Origin of the sequence: Streptomyces sp. NPDC048416 (genome assembly GCF_043200435.1) — a bacterium.
Lineage (GTDB): Bacteria > Actinomycetota > Actinomycetes > Streptomycetales > Streptomycetaceae > Streptomyces.
In genome coordinates this window covers 33676-55960 of record NZ_JBICXU010000037.1, presented here as the reverse complement: position 1 = coordinate 55960, position 22285 = coordinate 33676, and the positions used below count along the sequence as shown (strand labels likewise).

20 protein-coding genes are annotated in these 22285 nt (G+C 71.9%); 10 read left to right on the top strand and 10 right to left on the bottom strand.

The genetic code is table 11. The features are described from left to right. Positions 1-13: 13 nt before the first annotated feature. Positions 14-1405, top strand: a complete 1392-nt coding sequence (locus tag ACGFW5_RS31500; protein WP_393837735.1) for an FtsW/RodA/SpoVE family cell cycle protein — start codon at positions 14-16, stop codon at positions 1403-1405. Continuing rightward, complete coding sequence (locus ACGFW5_RS31495) at positions 1402-2865, top strand: penicillin-binding transpeptidase domain-containing protein (RefSeq protein ID WP_393837734.1); 1464 nt, start codon at positions 1402-1404, stop codon at positions 2863-2865. Before ACGFW5_RS31500 ends, ACGFW5_RS31495 begins: the two co-directional genes overlap by 4 nt. Positions 2866-2880: 15 nt before the next feature. Here ACGFW5_RS31495 and ACGFW5_RS31490 read toward each other — a convergent pair whose 3' ends face one another. Then, positions 2881-3480: a Uma2 family endonuclease gene (locus ACGFW5_RS31490; protein ID WP_393837733.1), complete on the bottom strand. Its 600-nt coding sequence runs from the start codon at positions 3478-3480 to the stop codon at positions 2881-2883. A gap of 134 nt (positions 3481-3614) precedes the next feature. Continuing rightward, complete coding sequence (locus ACGFW5_RS31485) at positions 3615-4721, bottom strand: ferritin-like domain-containing protein (RefSeq protein ID WP_393837748.1); 1107 nt, start codon at positions 4719-4721, stop codon at positions 3615-3617. Positions 4722-4911: 190 nt separating this feature from the next. Between ACGFW5_RS31485 and ACGFW5_RS31480 the strand changes: the two genes are divergently transcribed. The 4 genes from ACGFW5_RS31480 to ACGFW5_RS31465 all read left to right on the top strand — a co-directional run bounded on the left by ACGFW5_RS31480 (position 4912) and on the right by ACGFW5_RS31465 (position 8184). Next, a complete protein-coding gene (locus ACGFW5_RS31480) occupies positions 4912-5841 on the top strand; it encodes a diiron oxygenase (RefSeq protein WP_393837732.1) in 930 nt (309 codons plus the stop codon). A 29-nt stretch (positions 5842-5870) separates the two neighbouring features. Then, the gene (locus tag ACGFW5_RS31475; protein WP_393837731.1) at positions 5871-6593 is read left to right on the top strand and encodes a TetR/AcrR family transcriptional regulator; all 723 of its coding nucleotides are present in this window, start codon (positions 5871-5873) and stop codon (positions 6591-6593) included. 10 nt (positions 6594-6603) lie between these two features. After that, the gene (locus ACGFW5_RS31470) at positions 6604-6903 is read left to right on the top strand and encodes a hypothetical protein (protein WP_393837730.1); all 300 of its coding nucleotides are present in this window, start codon (positions 6604-6606) and stop codon (positions 6901-6903) included. A 105-nt stretch (positions 6904-7008) separates the two neighbouring features. Further along, positions 7009-8184: an NlpC/P60 family protein gene (locus ACGFW5_RS31465; protein WP_393837729.1), complete on the top strand. Its 1176-nt coding sequence runs from the start codon at positions 7009-7011 to the stop codon at positions 8182-8184. On the opposite strand, the gene ACGFW5_RS31460 is transcribed toward ACGFW5_RS31465, so the two are convergent. Genes ACGFW5_RS31460 through ACGFW5_RS31440 form a run of 5 tightly spaced genes read right to left on the bottom strand, consistent with a single transcriptional unit; the run spans position 8181 to position 13717 of the window. Then, positions 8181-9422: a styrene monooxygenase/indole monooxygenase family protein gene (locus ACGFW5_RS31460; protein ID WP_393837728.1), complete on the bottom strand. Its 1242-nt coding sequence runs from the start codon at positions 9420-9422 to the stop codon at positions 8181-8183. The genes ACGFW5_RS31465 and ACGFW5_RS31460 overlap by 4 nt on opposite strands. A gap of 48 nt (positions 9423-9470) precedes the next feature. After that, the gene (locus ACGFW5_RS31455; protein WP_393837727.1) at positions 9471-10088 is read right to left on the bottom strand and encodes an ATP/GTP-binding protein; all 618 of its coding nucleotides are present in this window, start codon (positions 10086-10088) and stop codon (positions 9471-9473) included. After that, positions 10066-10476, bottom strand: coding sequence for a DUF742 domain-containing protein (locus ACGFW5_RS31450; protein WP_393837726.1), 411 nt, complete (start codon positions 10474-10476; stop codon positions 10066-10068). The genes ACGFW5_RS31455 and ACGFW5_RS31450 overlap by 23 nt, the downstream gene beginning before the upstream one ends. After that, a complete protein-coding gene (locus ACGFW5_RS31445) occupies positions 10473-11003 on the bottom strand; it encodes a roadblock/LC7 domain-containing protein (RefSeq protein ID WP_393837725.1) in 531 nt (176 codons plus the stop codon). Before ACGFW5_RS31445 ends, ACGFW5_RS31450 begins: the two co-directional genes overlap by 4 nt. Continuing rightward, a complete protein-coding gene (locus ACGFW5_RS31440; protein ID WP_393837724.1) occupies positions 11000-13717 on the bottom strand; it encodes a nitrate- and nitrite sensing domain-containing protein in 2718 nt (905 codons plus the stop codon). Before ACGFW5_RS31440 ends, ACGFW5_RS31445 begins: the two co-directional genes overlap by 4 nt. A gap of 337 nt (positions 13718-14054) precedes the next feature. Here ACGFW5_RS31440 and ACGFW5_RS31435 point away from each other — a divergent pair, with 337 nt between their 5' ends. Continuing rightward, on the top strand, positions 14055-14840 hold the full coding sequence (locus ACGFW5_RS31435; protein WP_393837723.1) for a hypothetical protein: 786 nt from the start codon (positions 14055-14057) through the stop codon (positions 14838-14840). A gap of 429 nt (positions 14841-15269) precedes the next feature. Here the strand turns inward: ACGFW5_RS31435 and ACGFW5_RS31430 are convergent, their stop codons facing one another. After that, positions 15270-15725: a MarR family winged helix-turn-helix transcriptional regulator gene (locus tag ACGFW5_RS31430; protein WP_393837722.1), complete on the bottom strand. Its 456-nt coding sequence runs from the start codon at positions 15723-15725 to the stop codon at positions 15270-15272. A 282-nt stretch (positions 15726-16007) separates the two neighbouring features. Between ACGFW5_RS31430 and ACGFW5_RS31425 the strand changes: the two genes are divergently transcribed. Both ACGFW5_RS31425 and ACGFW5_RS31420 read left to right on the top strand, forming a co-directional pair. Beyond that, entirely contained in the window at positions 16008-16832 is an 825-nt protein-coding gene (locus ACGFW5_RS31425) for a lysozyme (RefSeq protein ID WP_393837721.1), read from the top strand. A 124-nt stretch (positions 16833-16956) separates the two neighbouring features. Continuing rightward, complete coding sequence (locus ACGFW5_RS31420; protein ID WP_393837720.1) at positions 16957-17757, top strand: trypsin-like serine peptidase; 801 nt, start codon at positions 16957-16959, stop codon at positions 17755-17757. A 167-nt stretch (positions 17758-17924) separates the two neighbouring features. Here ACGFW5_RS31420 and lon read toward each other — a convergent pair whose 3' ends face one another. Beyond that, a complete protein-coding gene (gene lon / locus ACGFW5_RS31415; RefSeq protein ID WP_393837719.1) occupies positions 17925-20378 on the bottom strand; it encodes an endopeptidase La in 2454 nt (817 codons plus the stop codon). 269 nt (positions 20379-20647) lie between these two features. On the opposite strand from lon, the gene ACGFW5_RS31410 reads away from it, so the two are divergent. After that, entirely contained in the window at positions 20648-21319 is a 672-nt protein-coding gene (locus ACGFW5_RS31410) for a GNAT family N-acetyltransferase (protein ID WP_393837718.1), read from the top strand. Between the two features lie 38 nt (positions 21320-21357). Here ACGFW5_RS31410 and ACGFW5_RS31405 read toward each other — a convergent pair whose 3' ends face one another. Beyond that, positions 21358-22023, bottom strand: a complete 666-nt coding sequence (locus ACGFW5_RS31405; RefSeq protein ID WP_393837717.1) for a rhomboid-like protein — start codon at positions 22021-22023, stop codon at positions 21358-21360. Between the last annotated feature and the right edge of the window lie 262 nt (positions 22024-22285).

The following is a 22285-nucleotide window of genomic DNA, read 5'->3' as shown; positions in this document are numbered from 1 at the left end:
TACGTTGCCTGGCATGACCGCACCGTCGGCGGCTGACGACTGCCCGCCCGAGCTCCGCCTCCCCAGACGTCGGGGCGTCGAACTCGCCCTGCTCGTGGGCGCCGTACTGGTCGTGGTCCTCGGCTACGTCGATGTCGGGCTAGCCAAGAACGGCACGGTCCCGCCCGACGCCGCCCGCTACGGGGCCGGGCTCGGCCTGCTCGCGCTCCTCACCCACCTGGTCGTCCGCTTCCGCGCCCCGTACGCCGATCCCCTGCTGCTGCCGATCGCGGTGCTGCTCAACGGGCTCGGCCTGGTGCTGATCTACCGGCTGGACCTGGCGACCCCCGGCAGCCGCGCCGCCCCCGCCCAGCTGGTGTGGTCCACCCTGGGGGTCGTCCTGTTCCTCGCCGTCGTCCTGGTGCTGCGCGACCACCGTGTCCTCCAGCGGTACGCCTACCTCTCGATGGCCGCGGCGCTCGCCCTGATGCTCGCCCCCATCCTCTTCCCGCCGGTCAACGGCGCCAAGATCTGGATCAGGGCCGGCGGCTTCTCCTTCCAGCCCGCCGAGTTCGCCAAGATCCTGCTCGCCGTCTTCTTCGCCGCCTATCTCGCCGCCAACCGCGACGCGCTGGCGTACACCGGCCGCCGGATCTGGCGGCTCCAGCTGCCCACCGGCCGGGTGCTCGGCCCGATCGTGATGATCTGGCTGCTGAGCGTCGGCGTCCTCGTCCTCGAACGCGACCTCGGCACCTCCCTGCTGTTCTTCGGGCTCTTCGTGGTCATGCTGTACGTGGCGACCGGGCGCATCGGATGGATCGCGGTGGGCCTGCTCCTCGCCTCGGCGGGCGCGGCGGCGGTCGCCCTGTTCGAGCCCCATGTGCACGCCCGCGTCACCGACTGGCTCGACCCGTACGCCACCATCGAGGCGGGCCTCGGCCCGAGCCAGCTCGCCCAGTCGCTGTTCGCCTTCGCGGCCGGCGGCACCCTCGGCTCCGGGCTCGGCCTCGGCCACTCCCTCCTGATCGGCTTCGCCGCGAAGTCCGACTTCATCCTGGCCACGGCCGGTGAAGAGCTCGGCCTGTCGGGACTGACCGCGATCTTCCTCCTGTACGCCCTGATCGTGGCCCGGGGCTACCGGGCCGGGCTCTGCCTGACCAGCCCTTTCGGGCGGCTGCTCGCCATCGGGCTCGCCTCGATCCTGGCGCTCCAGGTGTTCGTGATCGCGGGCGGGGTGATGGGGCTCATCCCGCTCACCGGCATGGCGATGCCCTTCCTCGCCCAGGGCGGCTCCTCCGTGGTCACCAACTGGATCATCGTGGCGCTGCTCATCCGGATCAGTGATTCCGCACGCCGCCCGCTGCCCGCGGTCGAGCCCGGTGTCATCGCACGGCCGCGGCCGGTGGTGGAGGGGACGGTCACGTGATCCGCTACGCCCGGCGGGCGGCCGCCTTCTGCTTCGTCCTGCTCGTGGCGCTGCTCGTGAACGCCGCCCGCGTCCAGGTCTTCCAGGCCGACGCGCTCGACGACAATCCCGCCAACCGCCGCCTGGCCATTGCCCGTTACCACCAGCCGCGCGGCGCCATCGTGGTCGGCGAGGAGAGCGTCACCGGCTCGAAGGACACCGGCCAGCAACTGCGGTACGAGCGGACGTACAAGAACGGCCCCCTGTACGCGAGCGTCACCGGCTACGCCTCGCAGACGTACGGCACCACGCTCGTGGAGAACGCCGAGGACTCCGTCCTCTCGGGCACCTCGCCGCTCCTGTCGGTGTTCCCGCTGTGGAACGACCTGACGCGCAGCCGGCACTCCGGCGGCCGGGCCGTGACCACCATCAAGGCGTCGATGCAGCAGGCCGCGTACGCCGGTCTGGCCGGCAAGAAGGGCGCGGTGGCGGCGCTCGAACCGGCGACGGGCAGGATCCTCGCGCTGGTCAGCAGCCCCTCGTACGAGCCCGGTGTCCTCTCGGGCACGGGAAAGCCGGTGGCCGACGCCTGGACGCGCCTGACCAGCGACGCCGACCAGCCCATGCTGAACCGGGCGATCCGGCAGACCTATCCGCCCGGCTCCGCCTTCAAGATCGTGACGGCGGCGGCCGCGCTCGACGCGGGCGTGGTCACGGATGCCGACGCGGCCACCGACACACCCGACCCCTATGTGCTGCCCAACACCGCGACGACCCTGCCCAACGAGGCGAGCGGCTGCGGCAACGCCTCACTGGCGTACGCGGTCAACGTCTCCTGCAACACCGTGATGGCGGGGCTCGGTGTGAAGGTGGGTCTGGCCAGGATGGTGGAGGCGGTGGGCAGGTTCGGCTTCAACGACACGCGGATCAAGATCCCTTCGGGTGTCGCCAAGTCCAATTTCGACACCCGGATGAGCCCCGACCAGCTGGCCCTGTCCTCCATCGGCCAGTTCGACACGACGGCCACCCCGCTCCAGATGGCGATGGTCTCGGCTGCGGTCGCCAATGGCGGGGATCTGAAGTACCCGTATCTGGTGGACCGTACGACGACCGCACGCGGCTCGACGGTCTCCACGACCCGGCCGCGGACCTACCGGCGGGCGATGAACCCGGCAACCGCGCTCAGGCTCCAGCAGATGATGGTGGACGTGGTGAAGACCGGCACCGGCACCAGTGCGGCGATCCCGGGGGCGACGGTCGGCGGCAAGACCGGCACCGCGCAGAACGGCATCGGCAACATCGGCAGCCCGTACGCCTGGTTCATCTCCTGGGCCCAGGCCGACGGCGCGGTCCGCCCGGCCGTGGCGGTGGCGGTGGTCGTCGAGGACGCGTCGGCCAACCGGGGCGACATCAGCGGCGGGGGCGACGCGGCGCCGATCGCGAAGGCGGTGATGGAGGCGGCGCTGACGGGGGCTCGCTGACGTCTTTGCCGAAGCTCAGCGTCGGCGGGTGATCGCGGTCAGGTCGAGGTCGATGGGGAAGGGCAGATCAACTTTGAGTGCCTTGCGGAAGATACCGATCGAGCCGTAGGCCTTAGTGGCCGGATCCAGCTCGTAGACGTACACGACGGGCTCGCCCTCGGCCCGCTCGACCCGCCAGAAATGCGGGACGCCCGCGCGAGCGTACTTGCGGGGCTTGACGTCGCGGTCGCGCATCACCGAGTCCGGAGAGACGACCTCGACGGCCAGAAGGACGTCCTCGGGCTTGAACCATGTCTGTTCGGGACCGTCGTCCGCGGCCACCGGCACCACCAGGACATCGGGTTCGGGCCGGTTTCGCCGGTCCATGCGGACCGTCATCTCCCCGATGGCTTCCAGGTGTTCCGGCGCCTGCTTGGTCAGCTGGCTCACCAGGAAGTGAATCGTGAGCGAATGAAACCGGCTCTGCGGACTCATCAAGACAAGGGCTCCGTCGATCAGCTCCGTGTGCGGAGGGAGATTGGGGAGCCGGTCCAGGTCGTCCGACGTCCAGCCACCCACCGGCGGGCGCGGCCACCGGTAGTCGTCGTCCAGCCCGTACTCGCGTGCGGCGCTCATGATTGCTCCCATGCGACGGAGTCTGTCTCGCCCTGTCAGCCTACCCAAGGGCATTCCCGGATGCGCCCCACGAACGGATGGCGGCCGGTCGCACCATTGACGACGAGGGCGGCGCGACCGGCACCCGGACGACGTCAGGACGCCGCCCCCTCCTCGATCGCCTCCGCCACCTCCGTGACCCGCGCCGCCTCCTCCGCCACGAAGCGCTCGTGGTCCAGCTGTTCGGCGATCTCCTCGTCCTGGGCCATCAGGAGGTCCAGGTTGGAGTCGCCGAGGTCGAAGACGCCCATGTCGAGGTAGGCCTTCTGGAGGCGTTCGCCCCACAGGCCGATGTCCTTGACGCAGGGCACGATGCGGCTGAAGAGCAGCTTCCTGAACAGATGCAGGAACTCGCTCTGCTCGGTCAGCTGCTCGGCCTCCTTCTTCGGGATGCCGAAGTTCTCCAGGACCTCCACCCCGCGCAGCCGGTCGCGCATCAGGTAGCAGCCCTCGATGACGAATTCCTCGCGCTCCTTCAGCTCGGCGTCGGAGAGCTGCTTGTAGTAGTCGCGCAGGGCCATGCGGCCGAAGGCCACGTGGCGGGCCTCGTCCTGCATGACGTAGGCGAGTATCTGCTTGGGCAGCGGCTTGTCGGTGGTGTCCCGGATCATGCCGAAGGCGGCGAGTGCCAGCCCCTCGATGAGGACCTGCATGCCGAGGTAGGGCATGTCCCAGCGGGAGTCGCGCAGGGTGTCGCCCAGCAGGGCCTGGAGGTTGTCGTTGATCGGGTAGAGCATGCCGAGCTTGTCGTGCAGGAAGCGGCCGTAGACCTCGGCGTGGCGGGCCTCGTCCATGGTCTGGGTCGCGGAGTAGAACTTGGCGTCCAGGTCGGGCACGGACTCCACGATGCGGGCGGCGCACACCATCGCGCCCTGCTCACCGTGCAGGAACTGGCTGAACTGCCAGGAGGTGTAGTGCAGGCGCAGTTCGCCCTTGTCGCGGTCGGTCATCCTGGCCCAGTGCGGGGTCCCGTACAGGGTCATCGCCTCGTCGGGGGTGCCCAGCGGGTCGTACGGGTCGACCTCCAGGCTCCAGTCGATGCGCCTTGCGCCGTCCCACTGCTTGTCCTTGCCCTTCTGGTAGAGGGCAAGCAGCCGTTCGCGCCCGTCGTCGTAGTCCCAGCTGAAGCGGGCGGCGCCGGAGGCCGGCACCTGCCACAGCGGTTCCTGCGGGCCGTTCACATAGAGGTCGTGCGTCGACACGTGCGGCTCCTTCGCCTCGCGGACGTCATCGTCCATCGGCTCACCTTCTGCACACTGCTGTGCAGTTGGCAGGTTCACACGGTGGTAGACGCGGGGTCAACAAGTCGCACGCAAGGGATTGACGAGCTTGCTGACGGGGAGTCTCATAACGAGTGACCCCCGGTAACCCAGCCACGAGGTGCCTCTCGCCATGACGACCGTGACCGAAAGCGAAGTGCTCCGCGACGCACTCGGCCTGCTCAGGGACCGCGAACAGGTCGCCGAGCGGCTGCTCGAATCGTCCGCCAAGCACTCCTTCGACCCCGACAAGGAACTGGACTGGGACGCGCCCATCGAGGACGGCAAGTGGTTCTGGCCGCCGGAGCTCCTTTCCCTCTACGACACCCCGCTGTGGCGGAAGATGTCCGAGGACCAGCGCAGGGAACTGGCCCGGCACGAGGCCGCCTCGCTCGCCTCGCTCGGCATCTGGTTCGAGATCATCCTGATGCAGCTGCTCGTACGGCACATCTACGACAAGTCGCTCACCAGCAACCACGTCCGGTACGCGCTGACCGAGATCGCCGACGAGTGCCGCCACTCCATGATGTTCGCCCGCATGATCAAGAAGGGCGGGGCGCCGACGTACCGGGTGCCGAAGGTGTACCACAACCTCGCACGCGTCCTGAAGACCGTCTCCACCACCCCGGGTTCCTTCGCCGCCACCCTGCTCGGCGAGGAGATCCTGGACTGGATGCAGCGCCTGACCTTCCCTGACGAGCGCATCCAGTCCATCGTGCGCGGCGTGACCCGCATCCACGTGGTCGAAGAGGCCCGCCATGTCCGCTACGCCCGCGAGGAGTTGCGCCGCCAGATGGTCAGCGCGCCGCGCTGGGAGCGGGAGTTGACCCGCATCAGCTGCGGCGAGGCGGCCCGCGTCTTCGCCACCTGCTTCGTCAGCCCGCAGGTGTACGAGAACGTCGGCCTGGACCGCCGCGAGGCCGTGGCCCAGGTGAAGGCGAGCGGCCACCGCCGCGAGGTCATGCAGAGCGGCGCGGGCCGCCTCACCGAATTCCTGGACGACATAGGCGTCATGAACGGGGTGGCCCGGCGGCTGTGGAAGAGCTCGGGACTCCTGGCGTAAAGCTCCGTCCCGGGGATTACGCTGCCGGTATGACCTCAGCCGCCACCCCCGCGTACCGCAGGCTCAGCGTCGAGGAGCGCCGCGTCCAGCTCCTGGGCGCGGCCCTGTCGCTCTTCGCGCACCGGGCGCCCGAGGACGTGTCGCTCGACGACGTGGCCGAGGCGGCCGGGGTGTCGCGGCCGCTGGTCTACCGCTACTTCCCGGGCGGCAAGCAGCAGTTGTACGAGGCGGCGCTGCGCTCGGCCGCCGACGAGCTGGAGCTGTGCTTCGCGGAGGTGCACAGCGGGCCGCTCACCCAGCGGCTCACCCGGGCACTCGACCGCTACCTCGCCTTCGTCGACCAGCACGACGCCGGGTTCTCGGCGCTGCTCCAGGGCGGCAGCATGGCCGAGACGTCCCGGACGACGGCGATCGTCGACGAGGTGCGGCGGGCCGCGGCCGAGCAGATCCTGGTCCATCTGGAGGTCGCAGAGCCGGGCCCCCGCCTCCGCATGATGGTGCGCACCTGGATCGCGGCGGTCGAGGCGGCCTCCCTGATCTGGCTGGACGAGGACAAGCAGCCGCCGCTGCCCGAGCTGCGCGACTGGCTGGTGGACCATCTGGTGGCGCTGCTCACCGTCACGGCCGCCACCGATGAACAGAGCGCGGAGGCGGTGCGCGCCGCCCTGGCCCAGGAGTCCGCCGACGGCGCGGCGGGCGTGCTCGCCCGCCGGGTGATACCCGTCGTGAGCGGGGCGGCCCACCTGCTGTGAGACTTGGGGGGTGCGAAGCGAGAACACCCTCTTTGTGGGCGGCCCCCTCGACGGGCGCGTCCTGCCGGTACTGACCGGCCCCACCGGCAAGCCCCCGCAGTGGTACGAGGTGCCCGTGCCCGATGCCGAGGGCGGCCCCGCCACGGTGTACGCCTACCGTCTGGAGCCGGCCTCCCACACCAAGCGGCTCGGCCTTCCGCGGGGCTGGAAGTACACCTACGTCCCCGAGGGCCGCGAGCCGCGCCGCTGGCCATGGACGAAGAAGGACGGCGGCGCAAGCCCCCGCACCGGGCTGCCGCCGCACGAGTGAGCCGAATACCCCGTTCATCCTTCTCGCGGGGATTGTCCCGGCAGAGCGTGCCACGATCCGATCCGGTGGGGCCGGAAGGACCGGTTCCGTACCGGAGGTGAGTACATGTCAGCTCGCGTGCGCCCGGTGTACGCGGCGGCCGTCGCCGTGGCCCTGGCGACGGCGACGGCGGCCCAGCTCGCGGTGGCCGCGCCCCAGCCGCCCGGCGAGTCCGCGGCCGCGCTGCCCGAGGAGCCCCCGCAGACCTCGGCCGTGGCCCTGCTGGGCCGGCTCCAGACGCTGTACCGGCAGACGGAGGAGGCGACCGAGGCGTACAACACCACCGATGTCGAGCTGAAGCGACGCCAGGCCGAGGAGACGAAGCTCTCCGCCGCGCTGGCCTCGGCACGGACCGCGCTCGCGCGGGGCCGCGACGACGCGGGCCGCTTCGCCCGCGAGCAGTACCAGGGCCGCAGCGACCTCTCCTCGTACCTGCGTCTTTTGCTGGCCGGCGATCCGCAGAGCGCCCTCGACCAGCGGCACGTCCTGGACCGCGCGGCCGGCGAACGCCAGGCCGCGGTGGACCGGCTCAGCCGGGGCGAACAGCGGGCCGCCGAACTGGCGGTTGCCTCGCGCCGTGCGCTGGAGGAGCAGCGGACGCTCGCGGAGCGGCAGCGCCAGGAGAAGGACGACGTCGAGCTCCGGCTCAAGGAGGTCGAAAAGCTCCTGGCCGAGCTCTCCCCCGAGCAGCTGGCCGAACTGGCCCGGCTGGAACAGCAGGGCACGGACCGGGCCCAGCAGAGCCTGCTCGCCTCGGGCGCCCTGAGCAGCGCCCGGGCCCCCTCGCCGGAGGGCGACCGGGCGCTCACGTACGCCGTCGAGCAGATCGGCAAGCCGTACGTGTGGGGCGCGGAGGGCCCCGAGTCCTACGACTGCTCGGGGCTCACCTCGCAGGCCTGGGCGCACGCGGGCCGCTCGATCCCGCGCACCAGTCAGGAGCAGTGGGCCGAGCTGCCGCACATCGCGCTGACCTCGCTGCGCCCCGGCGATCTGGTCGTCTACTTCCCCAGGGCCACCCATGTGGCGATGTATCTGGGCGACGGTCTGGTGGTGCAGGCCCCCCGCCCCGGCGCGCAGGTCAAGGTCTCCCCGATCGCCGCGAACCCGCTGCTGGGCGCCGTCCGCCCGGACCCGGCGGCGGACTCCCTGTCGCCGCTGTCCGCGTACCACCCCCCGAGGCTCCCGCAGGGAGCGGCGCAGGGGGTGGACACGGGGTACTCGGCCGATGAGGAGCCCACCTAGGCCTGGGCGCCCGCCACTTCGGCGAGGTAGGCGGCCGTCCTGTCGGGCTCGAAGAAGAAGTTCTCGAAGTCGGCCGGGTCGTTGAAGCCGTTGGCGAACCGGTCGGCGACGGGCGGGAGCTGACCGGCCGCGCCGATCAGGTTCAGGACGTGCTCCGGGGGCGCCCCGAGCATGGCGTTGGTCCACTTCGTCACGTGCTGGGCGGTGTCCCAGTACCGCTCGAAGGTGGCCCGCATCCACGCCTCGTCGAACTCGGCCTCACCGTGCTCGACGATCGACGCGAGGTATGAAGCGGCGCACTTGGACGCCGAGTTGGAGCCCTGGCCGGTGATCGGGTCGTTCGCCACGACGACGTCCGCGACGCCGAGCACCAGGCCGCCGCCGGGCAGCCGGCCGACGGGGTTGCGGACGGTGGGCGCGTAGCGCCCGGCCAGCGTGCCGCCGGCGTCGGTGAGTTCGACCTTGGTGGCCCGTGCGTACTCCCAGGGCAGGAACTTCTCCATCAGCTCCAGGGTGAGCGCCAGGTGCTCGGCGGGGTCCGTCACTGCGTTGAACACGTCGAGCGGGCCGCCCGGGATGCCCTCCCAGAACAGGATGTCCGCGCGGCCCGAGGTCGTCAGGGTCGGCATCACGAACAGCTCGCCCACGCCCGGCACCAGGTTGCAGCGCACCGCTTCGAAGTCGGGGTGCTCGGGGCGCGGGCCGAGCCCGTGCACGTACGACACCGCGAGCGCGCGCTGCGGCTCGGTGTAGGGGGAGCGGGACGCGTCGCGGCCGAACATCGAGACCAGCTCGCCCTTGCCGGCCGAGACCAGGACCAGGTCGTAGGTGCGGGCGAAGAAGTCGAGGTCGGAGACGGCCGCGCCGTGGATGACGAGCTGCCCGCCGCGCTGGGCGAACGTCTCCATCCAGCCGGCCATCTTGACCCGCTGGTCCACGGACTGCGCGTAGCCGTCGAGCCGGCCCACCCAGTCGATGGGCCGGGTGGCGTCGGGGGCGGCGACCGAGACGCCGACGCCCTCGATCCGGGGGGCCTGGGACTCCCAGAAGTTCAGCGCGAGGTCGCGCTCGTGCTGGAGCGCGGTGTGGAACATGCACTGGGTGGACATGACCCGGCCGGACCGGATCTCGTCCGCCGTGCGGTTGGACATCAGGGTGACCTCGTACCCCTGCGCCTGAAGTCCGAGGGCCAGCTGAAGCCCGGACTGGCCGGCTCCGACTATGAGTATTCTCCGCATGCGGGACCGTTCTCCGTTTTGTGCGTAGCGAACCGTGGGGGGCGGGGTCTATTCGGGGCAGGCTGCCAGGGCGTGGGCCACCAGGCCGAGCAGGGACTCGATCACCGAGACCCGCTCGCGCGCGTCCATGATCACCACGGGGATGTGCGGCGGCACGGTGAGCGCTTCGCGCACGTCGTCGGGCTCGAAGGACTCGGTGCCCTCGAAGTGGTTGACGGCCACGATGTAGGGAAGCCCGCAGCTCTCGAAGTAGTCGAGCGCGGGGAAGCAGTCCGAAAGGCGCCGGGTGTCGGCGAGCACGACCGCGCCGATCGCGCCGCGCACGATGTCGTCCCACATGAACCAGAACCGCTGCTGCCCGGGCGTGCCGAACACGTACAGGACGAGGTCGTCGTCCAGGGTGATGCGGCCGAAGTCCATGGCGACCGTGGTGGTCAGCTTGTCCGGGGTCGCCGTGAGGTCGTCGGTGTCCTCGCTCGCCCGGGTCATCACCGCCTCGGTCTGGAGCGGGGTGATCTCGGAGACCGCCCCCACGAAGGTGGTCTTGCCCACGCCGAAGCCGCCCGCGACCACGACCTTCGTCGCGATGGGGGCCCGGCTGCGGTCCTGCTGCCAGGGGAGCAGATCCTCGTCGGCGAGGAGTTCAGAGGCGGCGGCGGAGTCCACTCAGCACCCTTTCGAGCAGTGCGCGGTCGGGCTGGCCCGGGCCGTGCCCGGTCCCGTACACCCGTATCTTTCCCTGGTCGGCCAGGTCGCTGAGCAGCACCCTGACCACACCGAGCGGCATCTTCAGGAGCGCGGAGATCTCGGCGACGGTGCGCATGGCACGGCAGATCTCGACGATGGCCAGCATCTCGGGCATGACCCGGTGCGGGCTGCCGCCGAGCTCCTTGCGCTCGGGCGGCGCCTCGATGGCCGCGACGAACGTCTCGACGAACAGGACGTGGCCGAAGCGGGTGCGGCCACCGGTCAGCGAGTACGGGCGGACCCGGGCGGGCTTCCTGTCCGCGCCGCGTATGGGCAGCCGCGCGGATTTCTCGGCGGGCGGGGTCACTGGGCGGCCTCCATCGACTGGCGCAGCTCACTGCGGACTTCAGGGGTCAGGACGTGTCCGGCACGGCCCACGAAGAGCGCCATGTGGTAGGCGACGACGCTCATGTCGCAGTCCGGGGTGGCGTGCACGCCGAGCAGCGAGCCGTCGCTGATGGCCATGACGAAGACGCTGCCCTCCTCCATCGCGACCATCGTCTGCTTGACGCCGCCGCCGTCCATGAGCCGGGCGGCTCCGACGGTGAGGCTGCCGATGCCGGAGACGATCGTGGCGAGATCGGCGCTCGATCCGCGCGGGCCCTGCCGGTCGACGGTGACCTGGCGCTGCTCCGGGTCGGACGAGAGCAGCAGCAGCCCGTCCGACGAGACGACCGCGACGGAGATGAGCCCTGGCACCTCCTCGACCAGGTTCCCGAGCAGCCACTGCAGATTGCGGGCCTCGGTGCTCGCTCCGATCGTGCCGGTGCCGGGCGCGCCGCTGCCGGACGTGCCGCCGCCGGCCCTGCCGGGACCGGTGCCGGTCGCATTCATCTGCGTACCTCCTCGACTGTCTCCCCCGTGTCCGTGTCTGCCTGGTGGTGGGTCTCTTCGAGTTCCGCCGCCACGTCGCGGCGGCCCTCGTTCGCTCCTTGCTGGAATCCGCCGAGCCTGCGCCGCAGGGCCTCGGCCGCGTCGGTGCCGCCCTTGCGCTCGCGGGCCTGTGCGGGCCCCGCCTTGACGACCCTCGGGGTCCGCTTGGGCAGCCCCTTGTCCGTGACCCGCTGCCCGGGCACGGCGGGCGCGCGCTCGCTCTCGTCCGGGGCCGCGGGCGTCGGCGTCGCGTCCATGGGCGCGGCGTCCGCCGGTGCCGGGGCCGCGTTCACCGGTGCCGCGTCCGCCTGCGCGGGCCGGGGCTCGGGCAGCCGCATCTCGAAGGTCGGCTCGTCCAGGGGGAGCGCGGCCGGCTCGTCGACGGCGCGCTCGACGGGCTCCGGCGGCTGGGCGGGGCCGACGGCGGGGTCGGCGGGCTCAGCAACCTCGACGGATGCGTCGGGTTCATCGGCCACGGCCGCCCCGGCGGGCTGCGCCTCGGTGGGCCTGGCGACCTCGCCCGAGCGCTCCGTACGCTCCGGCAGCACATTGGAGTTGGCCTCGGCGAGCGCGCCCGGCAGCGTGAAGCGCGGGGCGCCGCCCGCCGTCGCTATCACCTGGGGCACAGCCAGGGGCTCGGCGGCCTGGAGGATCGCGCCGGGCAGCACCACGACCGCGGCGACCCCGCCCTGCTGCTGCTCGCGCAGTTCGATGCGTACGCCGTGCCGGTGCGCGAGCAGCGCCGAAACGTGCAGCCCGAGGCCGCCCGCCTCGGTGCCGGGCTCGCCCGGCTCGTACGACGAGGGGTCGGCGAGGCGCCGGTTCAGCTCGGTGCGCCGCTCGGGGGGCACTCCGATACCGGCGTCCTCGATCGACAGCATGATGTCGCCGCCCTCCAACTGCCAGCCGGAGAGCCGCACTTGGGACTCCGGCGGCGAGAACGCGGTCGCGTTCTCCAGGAGCTCGGCCACCAGGTGGCTCAGGTCGTCGGCGGCGTACCCGGCGACCTGGGCGTACGGCGGCAGCGCCTGGATGGAGACCCGCTCGTACCGTTCGATCTCGCTGAGCGCGGCGCGCATCACATCGACGAGCGGGACCGGGCCCGGGTGGTTGTGGTGGTGCTCGATGCCGGCCAGGACCAGCAGGTTCTCGCCGTGGCGGCGGATCACGGTGGCCAGGTGGTCGAGCTTGAACAGGACGGCGAGCTGGTCGGGGTCCTGCTCGTGCTCCTCCATGCCCTCGATCACCGTGAGCTGGCGCTCGATCAGGCCGAGGCTGCGCAGGCCCAGATTGACGAAGGCGTGCTTCACGGTGCCCTGCGCCCGTTCGAGCTCCGCGGTCACCTCCCGTACCCGGGTGAGCAGTTCGGCCTTCTCGGCGGCGAGGCGGGACTGGCGTCCGCGCTGCTTGACGAGGTCCTGGTCGAGCCCTTCGGCCCGCGCGTGCTGCTCGACGAACGTGCCGTGCAGTTCGTTGAGGGACCGTACGACCTGGGCGAACTCGTCGTTGCGGCCGGTGAAGCGCACCGGCTCCTCGCTCTGCGGCGCGGCGGCGAGCCGGGCCGAGCCGCGCCGCAGCACGGCGAGCGGGCGGGTCAGGCTGCGGGCGGTCGCGGCACACACGCCGATGGCGAGCAGCAGCAGCGCGCCGATCAGGCCGATCCGCAGTTCCAGGGCGCTCACGTCGTCGTCCCGCAGCTGCTCGAACCGCTTGACCTGGGCGGTGGCGAGGGCCGCCTCGGCGCCGCGCATCCGGTCGATCCGCGCGGAGAGCGCGGCGCTGACCGCGTCCGGGTCCGACTTGCGGTCGGTGGCACTGAGCTGGGGCTGGTCGGTGAGCTTGGTGAGGAAGCCGTCGGCGGCCTCCACCTCGGGCCCGGTGACAGTGGTGGCGACCTTGTCGCGGGCGTCGGCTCCGGCGGCCTGGTCGAAGTCGGCCAGTGCGGACTGCTCGCGCACGTGCGCCTGCTGGGCGGCGGCGCTCAGCGCGTCCCGCGCACGGCCCGCGTCGCCGTCGTCCTTCTCCTTCTGTACGTACTTGCCGGTCACCGGGTCGAACGACCTGGACGTCTGCCCCGCCGGCACGGCGAGCGCGCCGAGCAGCAGCCCCCTGGTCGCCGAGGCCTGCTCGACGGCCCGCCCGAGCGCGCCCGGCGCCCGGACGGCGTCCGCCGCACGCGGGGGCGTGCGGTCACCGAGTTCGTCGGCGACGGCGAGCAGCGTGGCGATGACGTCGGAGTACGCCTTCTGCGCCTCAAGGGCCGTGCCCTTGCCGGTGAGCGCGGTGCGGCGCACGGCCGGCACGGTGGCGAGGTCGCGGGCCAGGCTCGCCGGCGCGGTGGCGCGGAGCTCGTCGATCCGGCGGTCGACGCGGGCCGTGGGCTCCTTGAGCGCCGCGTCCTCGCCGCCGGGCCGGCCCGCCGCGACGTACTCCGTGACGCCGTCCCGCTCGTCGCCGAGCGCGTGGGCGAGGCTGACCGCCTGCTGGTTCAGCTGGGCAAGGGTGACCAGGTGCTGGGAGTCGGTGAGGTCCGCGGAGGCCGCGAAAAGGGTGGGCGCGCCCGCTCCGAGCACGGTGAGGGAGACAACGGCGACGGAGACGACCAGGCGACTTCGCACCTTCACGGTGCGTTGTGCGCGTGTGCCGTCGTCGCCCCGAGGCCGCTTGTTCTGCACCGGTGCTCTCAATCTTCACTCGTGTTTGCCAGTCCACCAAGGAAGCCAAGGTGACGACTGGTCATGACGAGTAGTCACTGCTCGGCCACCTGAACGAGTGAACATCACTTCAGAGTTGACCATCAACTCCCACGGAACGTCCGGCACCGCTCGTGTGCGGCGCCGGTTGGAACTTCCGCGCGGCCTTTGGCAGGATGCCCGCCCACAGCTGGGCGGAGTGGCGGATTCCTCCCGTGATTATGCGGTTCGCCCGCAGGTACAGGCCAATTGACGGGGCGTCCGGCGCCTTGGAGGCGGGCATGAAGGCACCGTGAAGGCGTCGTGCAGACTGGCCGACATGCGCATCCAGCTCGCCACCGTTCCCGGAGACCCCGCCCGCCCCAACGAGGACTGGGCCGCCACCGCGCTGCCCGCCTCCGGCCTGGGCGGTCTGCTCGTGGTCCTGGACGGCGTGACGCCCCTGCCGGGCAACGGCGACTGCGTTCACGACGTGCCCTGGTTCACCGCGAGGCTCGGCGGCGCTTTGACCGAACTGTCGGCTTCCCGGCAGGACATGACCTTGACCGAGGTCCTGGCCGAATCCATCCGGCGCACCGCGGACGCCCATCGCGACACCTGTGACCTTTCTCACCCGCGCACGCCTCAGGCGACGGTGGTGCTCGCCCGGTGGGGCGCGGCCGAGCTGGAATACCTCGTCCTCTCCGACTCGGCGCTGCTCCTCGAATCGGCCGACGGCACGGTACGGGCGGTCCTGGACGACCGGCTCGACCGGGTGCCCCGCGCGTCCCTCGCCGACGATGCGACCGCCGACCTGCTGGTCCGCAACAAGGAGGGCGGCTTCTTCACCGCGGCCGCGGATCCATCGGTGGCCGCACGCGCGGTGACCGGCCGCGAGCCGCTGGCAGGGGTGCGGGCGCTGGCCGCCCTCACGGACGGCGCGACCCGCTGGGTCGACACGTTCCGCGAAGGGTCGTGGGCGGACTGCGTGGCGCTGATCCGCAAGGCGGGGCCGGAGGGGCTGATCGAGCGGGTGCGGGAGTGCGAGGGCGCTGGCGCGGGGCGGGGGTTTCTGGGGCGGGCCAAGCGCCACGACGACGCGACGGTGCTTGTGGCTGAGCTGTAGGCAGCCCCTGCCCCTGGGGCTCCGCCCCAGACCCCGTCCGCGCCTGAACGGCGCTCGTCCTCAATCGCCGGACGGGCTGAAGATGCCGATCCGGCCCGGCGCCGTACCGCCAAGGGGCGCGAGGAACCTGGGGCTCCGCCCCAGACCCCGTTCCGCGCCCGAAAGGCGCTCGTCCTCAAACGCCGGACAGGCTGAAGATGCCGATCCGGAACAGCGCCGTACCGCCAGGGGGTGCGAGGAACGGCGCGACCAGCCGTCCACGGCCCGCACACACAAGCGAGTTCAGGGGCGCAGGGAACTGCGCGAGAAGCGAGCACGGACCGCAGCCGAAAACCGGTCTCTCAAGGGGCGCGGGGAACGGCGCGAGCGGCCGTCCGCGGGCCGCGCCCCGCAAGGGAGCGGGCGGGGGGCCCGCAGGGCGGGGCAAGGTCAGCCCTCGGCTGCGGCTGCGTTCAGCTGATGGAGGAGCCGGGCCAGCTCGGAGATCTCCGTACGGTTCCAGCCCGCCAGTTTGCGGACGTACCGCTCACGACGGGCATCCCGGACCCGCCCGAACCGCGCCGTCCCCTCCGCGGTGATGCGGACCAGGGAGGCGCGACCGTCCGCAGGGTCGGGCTCGCGCGCCACCAGGCCGAGGTCTTCCAGGGCGTGGAGCTGACGGCTCATCGTCGCCTTGCCGACGCCGAAGTACCCGGCGAGTTCGGTGGCGCGCTGGGGCCCGGCCTCGTCGAGCCGCACCAGAAGCCCGTACGCCGCCGGTTCGAGGTCGGGGTGGACCTCGCGGGCCATCTCGCCGGACGAGGCCCTGGCCCGCCGCAGAAAGACGGCGAGCTCGCGTTCGAGCGCCAGGAACTCCTGATCCGGACCGTGCACATCGGCTCCCATGCCATAGGTGTCGTGACGGCACAGTATTTCCCAGCGGGCCGTGCGCCCCGCATCGCGGATGGCGCCCGGCCCGCGGGCGGCTGAAAGTTTCTTCCGGACCACGCCGTTGTCGCAGCGTGTCGCGGCCGCCAAAGGTCTGAACCAACGGCATAACCTGAAGCCTCTTTCGCGCCAACGGTCTACGTGCGTAGCGTCATCTCTGACATGTCCACAGCGATACGTCGGCATGTCGACCCCAGGCCGTCAAGTCCCAGCCCCCACCGAGGCTTTCGGAGGCACGCAATGCCCGTGCACAGATCCGGAACGGCCCGCCGCGGACCTTTCACCGCGGCCGGGATCCTTCTCTCCTCGCTCACCCTCGTCCTCGGCCTCGCCGGAACATCCGGCGCCGCCGACAGCCCCGCGCGCGGCTCCGCGACCCTGGGCATGGGCGTCGCCGCACACGACGGGGTGGGCGGTCTCCCCCGCGACACCCGCACCGTGCAGACCGAGGGCGTCGACACCAGCAGCCACAACGGCAACGTCGCCTGGTCCACCCTGTGGAACAGCGGCGTGAAGTGGGCCTACGTCAAGGCCACCGAGGGCACGTACTACAACAACCCGTCCTTCCCGCAGCAGTACAACGGCTCGTACGACGTCGGCATGATCCGCGGCGCCTACCATTTCGCCACTCCGGACACCGCGAGCGGCGCCTCGCAGGCCAACTACTTCGTGGACCACGGCGGCGGCTGGTCGCGCGACGGCCAGACCCTGCCGGGCGCGCTGGACATCGAGTGGAACCCGTACGGCGCCGCCTGCTACGGCAAGTCGGCGGCCGGGATGGTCAGCTGGATCCGCGACTTCGTCAACCAGTACCGGTCCCGTACCGGCCGCGACGCGGTGATCTACACCGCGGCCAGCTGGTGGAGCCAGTGCACCGGCAACTCCGGCGCCTTCGGGTCCACCAACCCGCTCTGGATCGCCCGCTACAACACCGACCCGGGCACCCTGCCGGCCGGATGGGACTACTACACGATGTGGCAGTACACCTCGTCCGGCCCGACCGTCGGCGACCACTCCCGGTTCAACGGGGCGTTCGACCGGCTACAGGCGCTGGCCAACGGCTGACACGGCTCTTCCCGTAGACGGGGCCCCGGCGCTGCGTTCGCCGGGGCCCTTCCGTCTCCCCGAACGGGCCATGGGCCGCACAGATGACCCCATTCCATGGACCGCATAGGTCAGGATGGAGGCCATGCGCAGCTTGGGAGTGGTGTGGCGGTCGGCGGCTCCGGTCGCCGCGGTGGCGGTCGTCCTGTTCGGCGGCGCGGGCTGCGGCGGTCCCGCCGCCTCGTCCCCGCAGTCCGAGACGGGCTCTTCCGGCGCTCCCCGCACCCAGAACAGCGCCGTGCCGGCCCCGGCCACGCCGTCGGTCGGCGTGCTGGTCAGCGGGGGCGACCACTACTGCACGGCGAGCGTGGTGAGCAGCCCGCGCGGCAACGTCATCGCCACGGCGGCGCACTGCGCGGCCGCCCACCCCGCCGAGCAGCTGGAGTTCGCGCCGGGCTTCTCGGGGGCGGACGAGGGGACGTATCCCTACGGCAAGTGGAAGGTGCGCGCCACCCAGATCGACGACCGGTGGATCGCGGACCAGGAGGACGCCGTGGACTACGCGTTCCTCACGCTGGAGCCGGACGCCCGGGGCCGTAGCGTGCAGAGCGTGGTCGGCTCCTCGACGCCGGACTGGGGCGCGGGGCCCGACCAGCGCGTGACGGTCGTCGGCTATCCGGTCGAGGACCACAACCCGGAGAACCGGCCCATCATGTGCACCACCGACACCCACCGCGACACCGACGTCCCCGCGATGGTGCGGATGCGCTGCGGGGGCTTCTGGGACGGCACGAGCGGGAGTCCCTGGCTGACCGGCTACCGGGGCCCCGACCGGATGGGCCGGATCATCGGTGTGCTGAGCGGCGGCGACACGGACGCCGAGTCGACGGCGGTCCTGTTCGACGCGGGGGCCCGCTCGCTGTACGAACGGGCCACTCGGGCGTAGACCCCCCTCCTCCGGGTCGTGCCAGGCTCGCGGGGTCGCGGAGAAACCGGCCCGATCCGGACGGGCCGGGCTCGCCGGATCCCGGAGAAGCCGGCCCGATCCGATCGGGCCGGCTTCGCTGGATCTCGGAGAAGCCGGCCCGATCCGAACGCAACACCCCCGTGCCGTCAGGCGGCCGCGGCCACCGCGATCTGGGCCGGGGACAGCGCGATCTCCAGGACCTGGCGTACGTCGGTCACGGGGTGGACCTCCAGCTTCTCCAGGACCTCCGCCGGCACGTCGTCGAGGTCCGCCTCGTTCCGCTTGGGGATCACGACCGTCGTGATCCCGGCGCGGTGCGCGGCGAGCAGCTTCTGCTTGAGACCGCCGATCGGCAGCACCCGCCCGGTCAGCGACACCTCGCCGGTCATCGCCACGTCGGTGCGGACCTGCCGCCCCGAAAGGAGTGAGGACAGCGCGGTGACCAGGGTGATGCCGGCGCTCGGGCCGTCCTTGGGGACCGCGCCCGCCGGGAAGTGGACATGCACGCCCCGGTCCTTCAAGTCGCCCACGGGGAGCTCCAGTTCGGCGCCGTGCGAGCGCAGGAAGCTCAGCGCGATCTGCGCGGACTCCTTCATCACGTCGCCGAGCTGACCGGTCAGCGTCAGGCCTGCGGCGCCGGTCTCCGGATCGGCGAGCGAGGCCTCCACGAACAGGACGTCGCCGCCCGCGCCCGTGACGGCGAGGCCGGTGGCCACACCCGGCACCGCGGTGCGCCGCTCGGCCGGGTCCTGGGCGGACTCGGGCACGTGGTGCGGGCGTCCGATCAGGCCCCGCAGGTCGTCGGGGGCAATGGTGAACGGCAGCTCGCGCCGGCCGAGTTCGTGCTCGGCGGCCACCTTGCGCAGCAGCCGCGCGATGGAACGCTCCAGGTTCCGTACGCCCGCCTCCCTGGTGTACTCCCCGGCGAGCTTGCGCAGCGAGGCCTCCTCAAGGACCACCTCGCCGGTTTCGAGACCGGCCCGCTCCAGCTGGCGCGGCAGCAGGTGGTCCCGGGCGATGACGACCTTCTCGTCCTCGGTGTATCCGTCGAGCCTGACCAGCTCCATGCGGTCGAGCAGCGCCTCGGGGATGGCTTCGAGGACGTTGGCGGTGGCGAGGAAGACCACGTCGCTCAGGTCGAGCTCGACCTCCAGGTAGTGGTCGCGGAAGGTGTGGTTCTGCGCCGGGTCGAGGACTTCGAGCAGCGCGGCCGCGGGGTCGCCCCGGAAGTCGGAGCCCACCTTGTCGATCTCGTCGAGCAGCACGACCGGGTTCATCGACCCGGCCTCCTTGATGGCCCGCACGATCCGGCCGGGCAGGGCGCCCACGTACGTGCGGCGGTGGCCCCGGATCTCGGCCTCGTCGCGTACGCCGCCGAGCGCGACCCGTACGAACGTGCGGCCCATGGCGTGCGCCACGGACTCGCCGAGCGAGGTCTTTCCGACGCCGGGCGGCCCGACGAGGGCGAGCACGGCGCCGCCCCGACGGCCGCCGACGACCCCGAGCCCGCGGTCGGCGCGCCGCTTGCGCACCGCCAGGTACTCGGTGATCCGCTCCTTGACGTCCTCCAGGCCCGCGTGCTCGGCGTCCAGGACGGCCCGCGCGCCCCGGATGTCGTACACGTCCTCGGTGCTCTCGTTCCAGGGCAGTTCGAGGACGGTGTCGAGCCAGGTGCGGATCCAGGAGCCCTCGGGCGACTGGTCGCTCGACCGCTCCAGCTTGTCGACCTCCTTGAGGGCAGCCTCGCGGACCTTCTCGGGCAGGTCGGCGGCCTCGACGCGGGCCCGGTAGTCGTCGCTCTCGTCCTCCTGGCCGCCGTCCCCGTTCAGCTCGCGCAGCTCCTTGCGCACGGCGTCGAGCTGGCGGCGCAGCAGGAACTCGCGCTGCTGCTTGTCCACGCCCTCCTGCACGTCCTTGGCGATGGCCTCGGCGACGTCCTGTTCGGCAAGGTGCTCGCGCAGCTGCTCGGTGGCCAGCTTGAGGCGGGCCACCGGGTCGGCCGTCTCCAGGAGCTCGGCCTTCTGGGCGGTGGTGAGGAACGGCGAGTATCCGGAGTTGTCGGCGAGCGCGGAGACGTCCTCGATCTGCTGGACGCGGTCGACGACCTGCCAGGCGCCGCGCTTCTTGAGCCAGTCGGTGGCGAGTGCCTTGTACTCCTTGATCAGCTCGCTCACCTGGCCCGGATAGGGGCCTCCCCTGTTCGAACCCTGTTGGGAGCTCGGGGAAGAGACGGGCAGCGTCTCCTCGACCCGGGTGACCTCCACCCACAGGGCGGCGCCGGGCCCGGTGGTCCCGGCCCCGATCCGCACCCGGTGGCGGCCCCGGATGAGGGCGCCGGGGTCGCCGTCGGAGAGCCGTCCGACCTGCTCGACGGTCCCGAGCACACCGGTCCCGGCGTACGTTCCGTCGATCCGCGGCACGAGCAGCACCTGCGGCTTGCCCGCGTCGGGACGGGCGGCGGCCTGAGCGGCCTCGACGGCGGCCCGCACCTCGGCGTCGGACAGGTCGAGCGGAACGACCATGCCCGGCAGCACGACCTCGTCGTCGAGCGGCAGCACGGGCAGGCTGGTCGGGGTGTATCCCGTGGACTCGGTAGCCATGATCTCCCCTTCGGCAGTCAAGTTGAGCTATGCCGACTCAATGCTTGTGAGTCGAGGAATGTTCCCCAAGCGGCGTTCGCTCTGAGCGATCATGGGCGGACGGGCCCCGCAAGGCCGACGCCCCGACCCCCTGGGCGGCGGCGCCCGGTGAACCCTGCGCCCCCGCCAAGGCGGCCAGGGCGTCCACGGAGCGGACGCGAGCACGCGGATCGCGACGGCGCAGTAAGGTACCCGTGGCCACTTAGACCATTACCACTCAGGGGGCGGCAATGACGTTGACGGCGGGGTCACCATCGAGTCGAGCCGCGATCGGCTCGCTCGTACGGGCCTGGATCGACGGCTGGGTCGTGTCGCGCGGCACCTCGGACCCGATCGACCGGCCGTGGGGCTGGACCATCGACGCCGGACAGGTCAACCATGTCTCGCGCCATGTGCTTCCCGAGCCCGCCGAGCCGGACGTCCGCGCGCTGGCGGCCGCGACGAGCGCGCCCGGCACGTGGCTCAAGCTGTTCGCCGACGACGACACGGTGCGGCCCTGGGTGGGCGAGGGCTGGCACCTCGACAAGCCGGGCTTCCTGATGACCGTCCCGCTCGCGGCCGAGCGGCCCGAGGTGCCGGACGGCTACACCCTCACCTCGTGGACCCGGGGCGGCGTGACCCGGCTGCTCGTCCGCACCCACGAGGGCCACTTCGCCGCGCGCGGCCAGATCGCGCGGACCGGCCCGACAGCCGTGGCCGACCAGATCGAGACCGCCCCCGGCCACCAGCGCCGGGGCCTGGGCAGTCTGGTGATGCGCACCCTTCAGAACACCGCGTACGAGGCGGGCGCCACCACCGCAATCCTGGTCGGCACCCCCGAGGGACGCTCCCTCTACTCCTCCCTGGGCTGGCGGACCCACTCCCCGATGGCGAGCCTGCGCTTCGCTCCGACGCCGGGCTGATCGGGGCGGACACCGACGGGCACGCATCCGCCGGGCCGTCAGCGTGCGGGCACGGCTCGGCGTACGCGGCGTACGGCCGGCCAGCAGGCCAGGCCCACCAGCAGCGCTATGGGATGTCCCCATGCGGCCAGCGGGTCCGAGATGTTCAGCAGGTCCTGTGCCAGGAGCACGCTCACCACGGCCAGCACCGTCCAGCGGAATAGAGGGGCGAGCAGGCCGGCCAGGGCGCCCACCGTGGCCATGAGGCCGAAGCTGATGCCGTAGTCCAGGCGGTGCAGTGAGGTCTCGGGAAGGTGGCCGGCCAGGACCGAGAGGGCGACCGGGATCTCGGTGGCCAGGGTCGCCACGACATGGCCGAGCAGAAAGACGCCCGCCGTGCGCCAGCCGCCGATCCGGTGTTCGAGAGCGGCCAGGACGAAGACGAAGACCACCGCGTACGGCGACATGACGCCACCGGCGATCCACAGCGCGCTCGCGAAGAGCGCGAGGACCGGCCTCGTCGAGAGGTGGGCGACATCGGTGCTCGACCCCTGGAGCAGGGCGTCCACGGTGTCCGGGTCGCCGTACGCGGTGTACAGCGAGGTCGCGAGAAGCAGCAGCGCATACCCGAAGGCGAACGGCGTCGAGGCGGGCGAGGGCAGCAGCCGACGGCCCCTGGCGAGAGCGCCGCGCGCGCCCGCGCGGGGGCCCTGGCGGCCAGGCACGACCGGAAGCTGGGGGCCAGGCACGGCCGAGGCCTGGAGCCCCTGCGAACCTGAACCTTGCGGACCCGAAAGCCGCGACCCCGACGCGACCGGAAGCTCGGACCCCTGCGGACCCGTCGGCCGCGACCCCGGCACGACCGGAAGCTCCGACCCCTCCGAACCCGAAAGCCGCGACCCCGCCACGACCGGAAGCTGGGGGCCGGGCACGACCGGAAGCTGGGGGCCGGGCACGACCGGAAGCTGGGGGCCGGGCACGACCGGA